Genomic DNA, 15317 nt, shown 5'->3' with positions numbered 1-15317 from the left:
GATGGCTACAGACTACGCCTGAAGCTTGCGGGGTACAAGCGGATCACGGCAATAGTCTGTATTTTTGGGGCTAATAGTTATCTATTACATATATCTATTTAAACTTATAAGGCAAACGACGCCGTAATCATGTAGTTCCTAGGGCGTCCAGGAAAATAACGCGGCCCAGTAAAACTAGTAAAATCAGCGCGCTCAGCGTAGTCCGTATCAAATAGGTTATTCACTCGCGCATACAGCGTAATATCGTCACTCACACTGTAACTTAGGCGAGCATGCACTAAATCATGCCCTTCGTACTCGTTTAGGTTTTCAGCGTCGGTAAAATAGCGTCCAACATGCTGCCACTCTAATTGAGTTTGTAGCGATTTCGACACATCAAAGCTTAAGCGAGTGTTAAACTGAAGCTTGGGCGCTGTGTCGATATCATTACCTTTGATATCTTGCTCACCTGAAAGTTGACTGTGTTCATAAGTGTGCCTGGCATACGTACCAGCAAAGTCTAAGCGCAGCGCCTCGCTAAGTTTCTGTTCAAAAGCTAGCTCTACGCCTCTATGCCAGGTTTCGCCGTTACTCACATTGAAAAAGTCGCTGTCGCGGTAGATAACGTTATCTTTTTGCAGGCTGTAAAGACTTAGCGTATAGCTGCCGTCAAATAGCGTACCTGTAACGCCCACTTCGATATTATCAGCCGTTACCGAGTCGAGATCAGTAACAGTCTGCGCACGCTGTAAACGATACAGCTCGGTAGTCTGAGGGGCGCGATACCCTCTTGCAACACCTCCAAACAACTGAGTTTGCTCATTTAATTGATAGCGAATTGAGAGTTTGGGGCTGAAGTTATCAAAATTATTTTCACTGTCTTCAGGCCTGGAATATCTACAGCCGCCAAACCCACACTCTGTGCCATCTTCACGTACACGACCTACGTTCATATTGTTGGTGTAGTCGTATTTCATGGACTCAAAACGCCCGCCAGCAGAAATAGCCCAACGCTCAGTTTCCCAGTTAAAAGTAAAGAACGGTGCGAGCAAGGTAGCGTCTACATCATAATCGTAGTGCTTACCTACGGGTATGGTTTCCACCAAGAACGCAGAGCCTTCGGTAATGCTGTCTTGAGATTGGGTGAGCTCACCTTCTGTATACTCAAGGTCTAACCCCATATCTGCACTTAGGCTGTCATTGATAACGTAGTTGAATTGGGACAGTACACCAAACCCTTGTTGCGCATTTGTTTCAAGAGGCTTTCCAGGTAGAAAATGCATGCGAAAACGCATATCTTGGTTACGTACATAAGGTTTAATTGAAAGGGCGTGACCGCCATTAAACGTGGTATTTAGTTTACTCCACAACCTGAAACTTTCTGCCTTTCGAAACGCCTCGGGATTAGGATTGCTTTTCGCTAATTGCGTGTCTTTGTAACTTTCAAACCCTACTATGTATCCAGCCGTTTCCTGATCTAAATGGGTGTAGGTAAGTCCACTTGTGATAACCGTGTTATCCCACTCAATCCGGTGGCGAAGCGAGACTTTCTCTTGGTCCACGCCTTCTTCATCTCTGTACCCGGTGTCACGAGTTACGCTAGCTGCAATACCTACACCGCTACTACCGAAGTCTTTCCCTTCTTTAAGCTTAATGCGATGAAAGCCATAGGAGCCATAATCAGCGCTTAGTAAACCTTCGCCTTGTGTGGTATCTGGCGTGATTACGTTAATAACACCGTGAATGGCATTAGACCCGTAAAGCGCTGATGCAGGGCCTTTTATTACGTCAATACGCTCAGCAAGCTCGCCATGGGCCTCAAACAATTCATTAATATTGCAAAAGCCTGCTGCTCGAAGCGGAATACCGTCTTCTGCTGCTAATATGCCTCCGCATGCTCCTGCACCGGTTAACACGGGTGAACGAAGGGCTGGTAGATATTCTTGCCCGTTACCACGCTGCACGCCTGCCCCCGCTATATAGTTAAGCGACTCTTGAATATGCTGAAATGAAAGCAGTGAAAGTGTTTCTTCTGAGATGGACGATACCGCGTAGCCAGAAGCGTTCACACTGCCCTGTATACGAGAAGACGTAGTTTCTATTCTTTCTATCTCATTGGTTTCTTGGGCGAGCGCGGCAGACGATAACAGTGCCGTAGTTAGCAGTGAAAGTGGAAAGCTTGGGGCAAAGCGCATTATCTATCCTTATGATGACAAATGTTTTTTTAGCAATTAGCGCTAGTGTATCGTTAATTAGTGAATGAATGGGTTAAAAACCGATAAACTATTGCAATGTTCAGATAACTAAGCCAATTATGTGATTAAGCCCTTGGCGTAATCTTTGCTGTAATTTTTGCTGTGAGCTTGGCTAAAAGCCGTGTAAAAGCCATGAGTAGCTACCTTACTCACTGACTACACTCGGCCATAAATACTGCACAGTAAATAGGCAGTGCGTTATCAAAAAAGTTAAGCAATTAGTTAAACACCGTTGCACTAAAACAAAACCATGTTCGCTGGAGGAATCATTGGACACACTTATTCCGAGTCTTTCACAGCTTATCGAATTTGCTGTAGCCCCTGTATTTTTACTTACCGGTATTGCGGGGTTCCTAAACGTTATGTCATCTCGGTTGGGGCGAATATCAGATAGGGTTAGAGTTGCAGAAAGACAAATTCATACCTTGTCAGACCCACATATTGTCGACCGCTCTAAAAAAGAAATAAAAGTACTGTGGCGCAGGGTGAAAGTCATTAACTGGGCGATTGGACTTTGTGTCGCTTCGGGGCTAATGGTTTGTACGGTAATTATGGCGCTGTTTTCCGGGTCACTCTGGGTGGTCGATTTGAAAACGCCGATTATAGTGCTATTCATATTGGCAATGATGTTTCTAATCAGTGCGCTTATTGTGTTTCTGGTTGAAGTCAAACTTGCAACTAACACTATAAACTTAGTCAGAACTATCCGGTAGCCCCATTATCTAACCCCTAAACTAGTTAGCGAAGAGTTGACTTTAACTGGTACCCACCAAATCGGCGATTAGAGAGCTTTTAATTTCTCTAGTCGCCTTGATTCATTCCAACGTAAGGCTTTAATTCATTTTAAAAGCACTGTTTATGTAAGTATTGAGTAAAGAGCGCAGCTAAAAACGCTCATTAACGTCTAACTGAGGTAAAATTCGCCCGTTAACGTCTTAAATTTGCTACAAATATAGGCCTACAAGTTTTCGGCCAATAGAAGGATTTAACTGCGCCATGAATACTAAATTACTTCGCTCTCTTCAGGTTTTTATTGCGGTGACAGATAGCGGTAGCATGAGTGTTGCAGCCCGCGAGCTACACATGACTGTTTCTGCAATTAGCCAACAGTTACGAAAACTTGAACATGATATTGGGCTTAGCCTTTTTAACCGAAATACCCGAAGCTTAAGTCTCACTGAAGCCGGACGCATATACTACGACACCAGTAAACAAATGCTGCAAACCGCAGAACTAGCGCAGCAGAAAATTGAAAGCCTTCAAGACGACCCTACTGGTAAAATCAACATTATCGCACCTGAAGGTTTTGGCGGTGGCTTACTAAGTGAACCATTAAAGAAGCTGTGTGAAGAATTTCCAAAAATTACAATATCATTAACCGTTACCGACGAACCTAAAGATATCATTGCATCAAGCGCTGACCTTGTACTTTGCTTCGCTCCCGTTTCTGACACGAATTTTAGTAGTTTGAAGCTTGCTACCTGGGAGCGAATTCTATGTGTTTCTACTGGGCACCCGCTAGCTAGCGAAAACTTGTCTTCACCTGAAGAGTTAAGTGATCATGCCTACATTGTGCACAGGCACATTGAAGACTATGTGATGAAACATGAAAGCAAGGGTGAGTTTGAATTAGATTCTCAGCGAATTGATGTAAATTCAATGCAGACATTGATTAAGCTTACCCAAGATAACCTGGGCTATGCCGTATTGCCTGAACCTGAGGTAAGACACTTGCTCAAATCAGGTGAGATGAAGCAGCTTTTCACAGAATGGGAATTGCCTGACTATACCGTTTATGCGGTTACGCCGAAACGGGATCTTATGCCCGCCAAAATTAGCGCCGCGATTACTTGCTTACAAGATTTATTTGCGCAGATTTAACAATCAACTAGTGGCGAATGAGTTGGTAAAATATGATGTCTAATACGAGAAAGGCAGCGTAAAAACGCTGCCTTTTTTTATTGCTATCAACTTCTTCGTTTTTAGAAGCGAGTGTTCATTTGAACACTTAGAATGTGCGCTGTAGCTGACTGAGTACCTACAAAATTGGTAGTAAAATCAGCACCAGGTACTGCATCTTCAACAATTGTTCTCTTTTTATCGATGTCCGCTTCACGACCATCAATAAATACATAGGCAAGGTCAATTGAGGTGTCTTCGCTCATGGTGTAAGTCATACCACCAGAAACCCAGTGACGATCAGTATCTGGAATACTTAGCGAGCGGTTCTCTACCGATACCACACCGTCGTCATAAGCATAGCCAGCACGAAGAGTAATCTCATCGTTTAAAATGTAGGTAACACCGATAGATGCGCGCCACGAATCGTCGAAGTTTTCTTCTTTGATAAGGAAATCATCACCGCTCTCAAGGTTAGCTTCAAGCTTTTGGAAAGTGCTCCAGTCAGTGAAAGTTACACTACTTTGAACAGACCACTGAGCGTTTAACTTCTGATCGATGGCTAGCTCCGTAATTGCAGCTAAATTCAAATCAAGGCTTCCATCTTGATTGAGTGCTGCTCTCAAATCTGAAGATACTTCACCACTTAGCTCAAGTTTTGTCTCTGCACGATGTGAAAGAGCAATATTAGTCATTTCAGTAGGCTGCCAGAAAATTCCCGCGTTCCAACCGTAACCCCAATCGTCTCCTTCTAGATTAAAAAGAGAAGCGCCTGCCGGTACTGTAGTACCCAGTGCGCTGAAGGCGAATGACAGAGACTCAGAAACCCCTGAACCAATTTCAGCTTCGGCGTAGGTTGCGTTCAGTCCGAAACCAACCATAAGCTGTTCGTTTACTTTGTATGATATTGCAGGGTTGAAAGTTACACTTTTTACTTCTGCTTCATCTGCAAATGGCAAAGCTTCAAAGTCGTTTGAGTAATCAGAGCGAAGACCGTAAGTTGTAAACACACCAACACCTGCCGAAAATTTTTCATTGATTGGTGTGGTATAGAAAAATCCAGGTACGAATGCAGTATCGGCAATATCATCTTCTGTTGCTGAAGTAGAAAGAGAAGTTGCATCAGTAGGAAGAGAAGTCTCTCCCAATGCATAAGTCGCGGTGCCATTAATATCTACATTTGGGTCGATAAAGCTTACTGATGCACTGAATTCAGCTTCTTTAAATACACCAATTGCTGCAGGGTTAGTTGCTAAGATAGAGGCATTTTCTGGCTTGGCTGCTTGGCCTGCCATAGCACGGCCTAGGCCGTTTGCACTGTGTTCATTAACTTGGAAACCAGCTGCTAGCGCAGAAGAAGAGGCTAAGGTAGCAAGCGCTAAGCAAACTGAGGCACGTAAAGAAAACTGTTGCTTCATAAGATACTCATTGTAATAGGGGAAAATTGCAGCAGGCATTCTACGGATATGAGTAGTTTTGTTCAATGCAAGTAAACGTTATTTACGCACTTTTATCGCATTATTTACAATTTTAGCTACAACTTCGACGCATTTATAAGCAACATTGATAAAGTTAAGTTAACTAAAGATCACGATATTGTTAACAAGGTTATCTACCGCTTTCACCAGCAACTATTGTCACCGACTGCATTTTTCGCTCAATTTTATAGCCTTCACCCCGTACTGGTTGTGTTTATAACAATCAGCCCCACCCTATTTTTACAGTCGGTGGGTGATCTCAGCTATGCATATTGCGTTTCTATATTAGGAAAATCAGTAGGCGAATCATAAGGTAAATCATTAGGCACACCACCAGAAACCTTTCACATGTTACAGGAGGATACAATGTCAACATATAAAGCTATCACGCTGGTCAAGCGTCCCGAGGATGGAAAAATTGGCCCTCATCTATTCGAAACAAAAGAGTTTGAAGTACCAACGCCAAAAGACGGTCAAATTCTAATAAAGCAAACCCACATGTCTTTAGACCCTGCCATGTTAGGTTGGATGAGTGAAGACAGAGAAAGCTATATTCCTCCTGTAGAGCTTGGCGATGTTATGCGCTCTAGCGGTGTAGGCGAAGTGGTTGAGTCTAACAATCCAGACTTTTCAGTTGGCGACAAGGTTATGGGCATGACTGGCTGGAGTGAATATGTGCTAAGTGATGGCTCAGGCTTTAACAAGCTTCAGCAAAGTGTTACTGAAGAAATGGCACTATGTGTATTTGCACTACCTGGTTTAACCGCCACCACTGGCCTTTATAACTTTGGTGAACCTAAGGAAGGCGAGACACTTATTGTCACAGGTGCAGCAGGCTCTGTAGGTTCTATTGTGGGTCAGTTAGCAAAAGCAGACGGACTTCGCGTAATTGGCGTAGTGGGTAGTGACGATAAAGCCGACTGGATTGTCAACGAGCTAGGTTTTGACGGCGCAATTAATTATAAAACTGACGACTTAGAAGAAAAACTGGCAGAGCTTACGCCAGATAAAATTGATGTATTTTATGAAAACACGGGCGGTCCTATCCAGCACCATATATTCAACAGAATGAATGCCCATGGTCGTATTGTTGTGTGTGGAATGATTGCCGATTATCAATCAGAAGAGCCGTCACCAGGTCCTAATTGGATCCCGTTAATTAAGAAGCGCATTAATATTCGTGGGTTTGCGATGCCAGACCATTGGAATGAAATTCCAAAGCTTTTAGAAAAACTCACACCTTATGTGCAGCAAGGAAAGATAAAGTACCGTGCGCATACCATTGAAGGTTTAGATAACGCCGAAAAAGGCTTAAATATGCTGTTTGAAGGTAAAAACACCGGAAAAATGATACTTAAGCTGTAATTTTTTAAACGAAGCGTAGAGTTTTAATTAAGAGCACAGTGTTAACGCTAGCACTGTGCTTCTGATATCACATACTGTGCTTTACCTTTTTCTTTAGCTTCATAAAGTACTTTGTCGGCTTCATCGATAAGCCAATCAATGGAAGTGTCGCCAACTGAACTGGCGTAAGCAACACCAATTGAACAACTCATAAACGGGTGCTTTGCTCCCTCGGCATGTTTTAATTCAGCCTGCTTCCATTTATCCAATAGTGCTTGTGCGTGCTTTTCAACCTGCTGTTTACTGATATCGCTTAAAACAACAATGAATTCTTCGCCACCGTAGCGGCCCAAGATATCAGTTTCCCGTTTAAAAACTTGCTTCATAATACGCGCTTGTTCTTTTATTGCTTCATCACCCTGCTGATGGCCAAAACTGTCGTTGTATTTTTTGAAGTCATCTAAATCGAGCATTAATACTGCCATCGACACGTCATGGCGCTTACTTAAGGCCAACAGCTTTTCACTTTGATCTCGCAGAGCCCGTCGATTGAGTAGATCAGATAACGGGTCGAACTTGCTAAGCTTTAATAAGCGGTCGTTAGTTTCTTTGAGCATACGTACACTGCGATCGAGCCGATAACGAGCGTACACGCATATAAATAATGACCCTGATACAAAAGCTGCTGAAATAGGAACCCTGTCACCGTAAATTGGCGCTAACCACATCAACCCTAAAAACCCCAAGATATTAATGACATTGGCTGCGGTTGCTAGCTTAAATGGAATACCCAACGCAAATACACAAAAGAATGCATAGAGGATGGTGCCTTCGTAAGGAAAAATAAAGTTGTGCTCTTCCCAGCAAACCCATATTAACCAATAGTTGCTGTAGGAAAGCGCTATAAGCAGGCCAGCAAATATGTACGCTCGGTACCGCATGAATTCGCGCCAAAAAGACAGTACAACAACGATAAGTATAATAGGGAATTGAAGAAGTAGACGGTCGAAGGTGTACAGTTCGTACATACTGCTAGGCAATAGCACTAAATCAGCAGCCATAAACACAAGTACCAGAACAGCGCCGATAATCAGCGCTATTCTTAGCCTGCGTTGTTCACTGGGTCTGTTGATTTGCACGCATCACCTTGATAAATAAAGTCCGTAAAAGTATTTCAATACAGCCAATGGTGGCAGCCGCCGCTTGCTATACAGATGCAACTCATTGACGCAGAATTGCTTTAACTATTATCAGTGACTTCTTGGCTAAGCGCCAGTTTTAACAAACTTTCTTGCAAGGCTTCAACGGTGACAGGCTTTGTGACTATGTCGTCCATTCCCGCCTGCTTAAATGAGATATGGCGCTCTTTAAATGCTTCTGCTGTAAGGCCAATAACAGGGGTTTTGCTGAGCTCACCGTTCAGTTTTCTGATGCGTTTCGTCGCTTCAATGCCATCCATAACAGGCATGTGAACATCCATGAAGACCACATCAATACCACCCTCTTCAACACGCGCAGCGGCTTTTAATCCGTTATCAACGTGTTCAACATCACATTTCAGCTGTTCTAATAGTGCCTGTGCAACCACAGCATTAATTGCATTATCTTCAGCCAGTAGCACCTTTAGCCCAGATGGTAGGCTTGCGCCATGCGCTTGATGTGCAGAAGAAGATTCAATGGATGAATCCGACACAAGTCGAGATTGAACATTCGCAGTAACGGTAAAGCATGAGCCTTCGCCGACTTTACTGACAACTTTTATATCGCCGCCAAGTATCTGAGCAAGTTGTTTAGCAATAGCAAGGCCAAGCCCAGTACCACCATATTTCCGCGTTATAGAAGAATCGGACTGCGTAAACTTATCAAATATATGCTCTAGCCTGTCTGGCTCAATCCCAATGCCAGTATCTTTAACCGCTATAACTAAACGGTTGTCACCCATGGTTGCTGTTGAAGGCTGTTTAAGTTTAGCCGAAATACTCACCGTGCCTTTGTGGGTAAACTTAATAGCGTTGCTTACCAAATTAATAATAATTTGGCGAAGTTTGGTAATATCGCTAGTTACCGCCACAGACTCTAAGTTCTTGCTCTTATAAACCAACCGGGTACTGTTAGCACTAGCGTTTGTGCCTAATAGCGTAATAAGGTCGTTCAGCATTGAATCGAGATCAAACTCTGTCACGTCAATTTCCGACATACCCGACTCAATTTTAGAGAGATCTAATACGTCATTGATAACGGTAGCAAGAATAGATGCTGAGGACTTCAAATCGCTGGCATACTGATGCTGTTTGTCTGAAAGTTGAGTATCTAAAAGCAGTGTGGCTAAGCCTTGAATCCCGTTTAGCGGCGTACGAATTTCATGACTCATTACTGCAAGAAAATCTGTTTTAGCGCGATTTGCCTGCTGGGCTTGCGCTACGTATTGCTCGATTTCACCAGACATGGCTTCAACATCGTGCGCCAAACTTCCTAGTTCATCATTTTGCTCTAAGTCTATGTTGACCCTCTTATGGTCAACAGCGATGCGACTTGCCGCTGATTTGATTTTCTCAATGGGAGAGACTACGAACACCTGGGTTACCTTACCCATAAGTAGGCTAACGATAACTACAGCAAACAGCGTTACTAAAAAGGTTAGCCACGCTATCGTGAATAGCGAGGATTGCAAGGGTTCGGCGGGTTGCAGAACCGTAACTTTCCAATTCCAAGGTGTGAATTCAGAACAAGCAAACAACACATCCATATCATTAACATTCGACTCGCCATAGGCTACACGCCGGTTAGCTATTGTCGCCCTGTTAGCGTTTTCTGCATCCAGTACAACTTCACCTTCAGTAGTACTAAATATTACGGTACCTGTACTTTTATCGCTAATGGCAAAGTGACGATCTGTTGCTTGCTGTAGCGACTTTAGCTCTTCAAACACTTCTTTTTGATAAGCCTCGCGAAAAACGGGAACATTTTCTAGGCCTGATTCAATGAGCAGTTCTCGTCTCTCATCAATGATCTCTAACACGTTTAATGTAAGGGTTTGAGTAAGAAGCTGATATTCCCTTTCGCGAACCGAGTCGTACGCCGTTAAATAAGCCCAATACCCGGTAAGTGCCATACCAATTAACAAAATTGGAATGTAGATAACTAGCAGTTTTGATTTGATCCGCATACTAACTTCTAATTAGGCCTTATTGATACACATGCTCTTTCGAGAGTTTTAAGTAACTTGATGGAATGGGCAATTGCAATTTAATTGCCGTGGTTACGTTTACTGCTACAGTGTACGTGTCCATTTTGCCAACGGGAATGTCTCTCGCCGATTTACTCTGAAGTATCAGCTTTGCTTTTCTTGCTGCTGATTTTCCAATACTCGCCGGTTCAGATACCACACCAATAAGCGCGCCTTTTTTAACTGATGAAATACTTTCAGCAAATAAGGGGAGTAATCCCGTCTTCTCTTTAACTTTATCCACTAACCCTTCGGCTTCTGCTAAGGGGCCTGATGACAACCAATAGCCGTCCAGTTCTGCGCTCTTTTGATCTAAGCTATCAACCATACTATCCGTCATTTCAACGCGTCCTTCATCACCTTCTAGATAAGGCGTACTAACTGCGACTAAGTTTATATTTTCATACTCACTGTCTAACGCTAGCAATTGGTTTACCAGGTTGCTCGATGAGGGGTAGGTAGAATGCACTAAACCTATAGTAAATGGAGTCTCGGGGTTCGATGCTCTAAGCACGCCGTCTAACATATCGAGCTTTACCTTCGCATCGAGTACGTGTGACTCACCCGTTATATTGCGTTTACTCACAGCACCGATTGCAGGGACTATCCCTTCTTCCACGGGAGCGGAAACCACCATAAAAAGCTTTGGCGTTTCAATAAATTCATCAGCAGCATTCAGCGCGCGAGTGGCCAACGTCGCTATGGACGCAATGAGATCAGGCTCTGGCTCTTGCGCCAGTTCGCTCAGTATTTCTTTAGCGCGAGTCTCAGATCCTTCAGCATTGTATGTGGTTACATTGATATCGTGCTCGGGCATAATTCGAATAAGCTCTTTTTCAAATTCGACCCGTGATTCAGTAACAATAGGAACTGGGAGCGTTTCAATAATGACAAGATCCAGCGCTTCTTTCGCATGTGCAGAACTTAGGCCCGCTGCGAGAGACGCAAAAGCAAAGAAAAAGGAAAACCAGACCTTTGGCATGACTGTAAACCTGCAACACTAAATGAAAATACACATATCATTGTATATCATAAAGTTATTCTTGCGCACTGCATAGAAGAAGTTATGACCAGATTTATAAAACTGGTCATAACTTTTTAAGTGCTAGGATGCGATGTCTGCGAACGCTTTAACGCTAAATAAACGCTCTTCTATATCGTAAATGGGCATAGACACAATTATCTCGTCAATATCCGTTGCCTCGATAAATTCAGCCAGCTTGCTTCGCACGGTGTCTTTCGAGCCAACCAAGGCATATCTCAACACACTTGATAGCATGGCCTCATCCGTTGCCGTGCAATATTCATCAAAGTTGTGCATAGGTTTGGCAAATGGCTTGTTAAGGCCACGTCTCATGTTCATAAACTGCTGCTTCACCGACGTGAATAATAATTCTGCCTCTTCATCGGTTTCTGCAATAACCACCATTACACCCGCCATGGCCTTTGGTGCTGATAATTGGGGCGAAGGTTTAAACATGTTGCGATAAACATGGAGGGCATCAAATAGCGCATCGGGTGCGAAGTGGGAAGCAAATGAATATGGCAACCCCATCTTTGCCGCCACCTGGGCACTGTACAAGCTAGAACCAAGTAACCACAAAGGCACATGTGTATTCGCTCCAGGCACTGCAACAATTGGCTGCCCCTCTTTTGGGGGGCCAAGGTAATGCTGAAGTTCCTGAATATCTTCAGGATAACTATCTACATCGCTTTGCAAATTACGACGAAGCGCACTTGCCGTTGCCATATCAGTACCTGGCGCTCTGCCCAGCCCAAGTTCTATACGGTTGGGAAATAACTCAGCTAGCGTGCCAAATTGCTCAGCAATAACCAAAGGCGCATGATTAGGCAGCATAATGCCACCAGCTCCAATTTTGATGGTAGAGGTAGCATTAGCAATGTGCGTTAACACTACAGAGGTGGCAGAACTGGCTACACCATGCATGCCATGGTGCTCCGCTAACCACACACGCTCATAGCCACTGCGCTCGGCTTCAATAGCCATTAGCTTGGAGTTGTTTAGCGCGTCTTTCACGCTATACCCTTCGGATATAGGCGCTAAATCGAGCAGTGAATAAGGAATAGCCATGGTGCCTCGCATTGTTGAAAATCGGTAATGATTTATAAGTATGAACGTGCCGTCCATTTTACAACGGTTGTATTGATGGTTTAAGACGGTTGGGGAGGGTTTGTCGATGAAGTGGCGTCATTAAATAAGTGAATAGGGTTAATTCGATGCTACTTCATTTAGCTAAACCCTCTGAGAAATAAAAAAGCCTGCGAGTTTATTAATCGCAGGCTTTGTTTTTAAGCACATTAAAGTTGCTTTAACAACGCTTCCCTACTCCACAGTCACCGACTTTGCCAAGTTTCTAGGCTGGTCAACGTCTGTACCTTTTATTAGTGCTACATAGTAGCTCAATAGCTGTAGCGGCAAGGTGTAGATGATAGGGGCGATTGGCTCGTCGCAGTGCGGCACGTCAATAACGCGCATGGTTTCATCCCCTGCAAACGCGGCGTCTTTATCGGCAAATACGTACATGATACCGCCACGGGCGCGCACTTCTTCAACGTTCGACTTTAGCTTTTCAAGCAGTTCGTTATTGGGTGCAACCACAATTACCGGCATTTCATCATCAATTAGCGCAAGCGGGCCGTGTTTCAATTCACCTGACGCATAGGCTTCGGCGTGAATGTAAGAAATCTCTTTAAGTTTTAGGGCGCCTTCCATAGCGATGGGATATTGATCGCCACGACCTAGGAACAAACTGTGGTTTTTATCTGCAAACTCTTCAGCTAAATCTTCTATGCCGCCAGTGATAGCTAAGGTCTCTTCAAGCTTGGCAGGCAAGCTATGAAGCGCAGACACTATAGCCTTGCTGTCGGCCTCGGTCATACCATTCTCTTTACCTAATGCAAGGGTTAGCATTAGGAAAGCAGCAAGCTGGGTAGTGAAGGCTTTAGTAGACGCTACGCCAATTTCCGCGCCAGCGCGGGTCATAAATGCTAAGTCAGATTCGCGTACTAACGACGAGCCCTGAACGTTACAAATGGTCAAACTAGACATATAGCCCAGCTCTTTGGCTAAGCGAAGTGCGGCTAGCGTATCGGCTGTCTCACCTGATTGAGAAATCGTAATAAGCAGGCTGTTTGGGTGCACTACCGATTTGCGGTAACGAAACTCTGATGCTATTTCAACGTTACACGAGACATTGGCGTACTGCTCTAGCCAGTAGCGCGCCGTCATTCCCGCGTGGTAACTAGTCCCACAGGCAATGATTTGAACGTGTTTAACCTTTTTAAATATTTCATCAGCACCTTGGCCGAATACATCCGCGGTAAGACCGTTTTCATCAATACGATCTTTAAGCGCATTGCGCACAACCGTTGGCTGTTCATGAATTTCTTTAAGCATGTAGTGACGGTAACCCGCTTTGTCACCCGCATCGTGCTCTACGTTTGACTCAATCACTTCACGTTCGACAGCGTTACCGTCTTTATCAAAGATTTTAACGTCGCGACGAGTAATTTCTGCCACATCGCCTTCTTCTAAAAAGATAAAACGGCGTGTTACTGGCAGAAGTGCCATTTGATCTGATGCAATAAAGTTTTCGCCAAGCCCTAAACCTATAACTAGCGGGCTGCCCGAGCGTGCAACCACTACGCGGCTTGGATCTTCCTTATCCAGGATAACGGTGCCATAAGCGCCGTGAAAAGTTCTAACCGCACTTTGTACTGCTTCAAGCAGAGCTTTTCCCGACTTTAGTTCTTCGTGCACAGTATGGGCAATGGTTTCAGTGTCAGTGTCGCTGGTGAAGGTGTAGCCTTTTTCTTTTAGTTGAGCTTTTAGATTTACGTAGTTTTCAATAATGCCGTTGTGAACAACAGCTACGCGCTCGGTTGAGAAGTGAGGGTGAGCATTCGCTTCTGTTACACCACCGTGGGTTGCCCAACGGGTGTGTGCAATTCCTGTAGTACCTAACGCTTCGCCTGCTGCTACCGCATCAGCCAGCTCTTGTACTTTCCCTGTACGACGAATACGGGTGAGCGTACCGTCGTTTTGCAATAGCGCTACACCAGCTGAATCATAGCCGCGATATTCTAGTCTTTTTAATCCTTCTAGAAGAATTTCTACCACGTTACGTTCAGCAACAGCGCCAACAATTCCACACATAATTATTCTCCACTCGGCGCTGCAATAAGCACGGTCACGCCCTGATTTTCAATATTGAGTTTGTCTTGTTCACTAATGCCTTCATCAGTGATCAAAACAGAAATGTTTTTCCAGCTCAGCTCTAGGTTAGGCATTTTATGCGTTAATTTTTTTGAGCTGGCTAATACCGCCACTTTTGTCGAAGCTTCGGCCATGGCCCGGGTCACACCAATAAGTTCGTTAAAGGTGGTAGTGCCTCTGTTTACATCAATGCCCGCTGCCCCAATAAGTGCAATGTCAAAACTATAGGCGCTAACTAACTGTTCAGCCATTGCACCTTGGAACGATTGAGACTGGGCATCCCATGTCCCACCCACCATTAACACCGTAGGCTCTTTAGCACTTTGGGTAAGGTAATTGGCAGTGGATAATGTATTGGTCATTACCACTAAGTCATCAATATCCGATAGGTAAGGCAAGGCTGACGCGGTGGTTGAGCCGCAATCTATGACTATCTTATTGCCCGGTTTAACTAAACCTGCCGCACACTGACCAATTGCTTTAATTATTGGGCTAGCCGTCTGACTTGAGTAAGCTTCATTAGTGGTGGATTGAGAAGAGTGAGTATCTAAGGCTATTGATGGCACAGGCACTGCGCCACCAAACTGGCGAATAAGCAAACCTTGCTGAGAAAGGGCAGCAAGATCTTTTCTTATGGTGACTTCAGAGGTAGCAAAACGCACGGCCAAATCTTCAACCTGTGACTGACCGTGTTCTTTCACCCACGCCACTATTTTCTGGCGACGCAGCTCAACTGATTGACTACTTTTCAATATAACCTCGATGGCTTTACGAATTACCTTAGCGCTTTAGTGCGCGTTGGGAGGTTCGCTGTATAAACACATCAGCACGTTAGCTTCATAAATATTTCGTAAAAAATACGCTTCTCATAACCCATAACTTTCAAAATGAAAGTTACA

General features: G+C 44.2%; 11 protein-coding genes. 3 read left to right on the top strand and 8 right to left on the bottom strand.

From position 1 onward, the window contains the following. Nucleotides 1–104 precede the first annotated feature (104 nt). The gene (locus tag ACXACS_RS02860) at nucleotides 105–2174 is read right to left on the bottom strand and encodes a TonB-dependent receptor (protein WP_474803846.1); all 2070 of its coding nucleotides are present in this window, start codon (nucleotides 2172–2174) and stop codon (nucleotides 105–107) included. 329 nt (nucleotides 2175–2503) lie between these two features. Between ACXACS_RS02860 and ACXACS_RS02855 the strand changes: the two genes are divergently transcribed. Both ACXACS_RS02855 and ACXACS_RS02850 read left to right on the top strand, forming a co-directional pair. Next, the gene (locus ACXACS_RS02855) at nucleotides 2504–2947 is read left to right on the top strand and encodes a DUF2721 domain-containing protein (RefSeq protein ID WP_118491429.1); all 444 of its coding nucleotides are present in this window, start codon (nucleotides 2504–2506) and stop codon (nucleotides 2945–2947) included. A gap of 283 nt (nucleotides 2948–3230) precedes the next feature. Continuing rightward, nucleotides 3231–4115 carry a LysR family transcriptional regulator gene (locus tag ACXACS_RS02850; protein ID WP_474803843.1) on the top strand — a complete coding sequence of 295 codons (885 nt, stop codon included), beginning with the start codon at nucleotides 3231–3233 and terminating at the stop codon, nucleotides 4113–4115. A gap of 101 nt (nucleotides 4116–4216) precedes the next feature. On the opposite strand, the gene ACXACS_RS02845 is transcribed toward ACXACS_RS02850, so the two are convergent. Beyond that, nucleotides 4217–5551 (bottom strand): OmpP1/FadL family transporter, encoded by a 1335-nt coding sequence (locus tag ACXACS_RS02845; protein WP_474803840.1) that lies wholly within the window; start codon nucleotides 5549–5551, stop codon nucleotides 4217–4219. 426 nt (nucleotides 5552–5977) lie between these two features. On the opposite strand from ACXACS_RS02845, the gene ACXACS_RS02840 reads away from it, so the two are divergent. Then, nucleotides 5978–6976, top strand: a complete 999-nt coding sequence (locus tag ACXACS_RS02840) for an NADP-dependent oxidoreductase (RefSeq protein WP_474803837.1) — start codon at nucleotides 5978–5980, stop codon at nucleotides 6974–6976. Between the two features lie 47 nt (nucleotides 6977–7023). Here ACXACS_RS02840 and ACXACS_RS02835 read toward each other — a convergent pair whose 3' ends face one another. The 6 genes from ACXACS_RS02835 to ACXACS_RS02810 all read right to left on the bottom strand — a co-directional run bounded on the left by ACXACS_RS02835 (nucleotide 7024) and on the right by ACXACS_RS02810 (nucleotide 15170). Next, entirely contained in the window at nucleotides 7024–8094 is a 1071-nt protein-coding gene (locus ACXACS_RS02835) for a GGDEF domain-containing protein (protein WP_474803834.1), read from the bottom strand. Between the two features lie 101 nt (nucleotides 8095–8195). After that, complete coding sequence (locus ACXACS_RS02830; RefSeq protein ID WP_474803831.1) at nucleotides 8196–10121, bottom strand: ATP-binding protein; 1926 nt, start codon at nucleotides 10119–10121, stop codon at nucleotides 8196–8198. Nucleotides 10122–10140: 19 nt separating this feature from the next. Continuing rightward, nucleotides 10141–11163 carry an ABC transporter substrate-binding protein gene (locus ACXACS_RS02825; RefSeq protein ID WP_474803828.1) on the bottom strand — a complete coding sequence of 341 codons (1023 nt, stop codon included), beginning with the start codon at nucleotides 11161–11163 and terminating at the stop codon, nucleotides 10141–10143. Nucleotides 11164–11286: 123 nt separating this feature from the next. Beyond that, nucleotides 11287–12273 carry an LLM class flavin-dependent oxidoreductase gene (locus tag ACXACS_RS02820; RefSeq protein ID WP_474803825.1) on the bottom strand — a complete coding sequence of 329 codons (987 nt, stop codon included), beginning with the start codon at nucleotides 12271–12273 and terminating at the stop codon, nucleotides 11287–11289. Between the two features lie 252 nt (nucleotides 12274–12525). Continuing rightward, a complete protein-coding gene (glmS, locus tag ACXACS_RS02815; protein WP_474803822.1) occupies nucleotides 12526–14358 on the bottom strand; it encodes a glutamine--fructose-6-phosphate transaminase (isomerizing) in 1833 nt (610 codons plus the stop codon). Nucleotides 14359–14360: 2 nt separating this feature from the next. Beyond that, complete coding sequence (locus ACXACS_RS02810; RefSeq protein ID WP_474803819.1) at nucleotides 14361–15170, bottom strand: DeoR/GlpR family DNA-binding transcription regulator; 810 nt, start codon at nucleotides 15168–15170, stop codon at nucleotides 14361–14363. Between the last annotated feature and the right edge of the window lie 147 nt (nucleotides 15171–15317).

The organism is Alteromonas sp. AWM4_230, assembly GCF_056158305.1.
The sequence above is the reverse complement of the archived record's forward strand: the minus strand, read 5'-3'. Positions and strand labels throughout refer to the sequence as shown.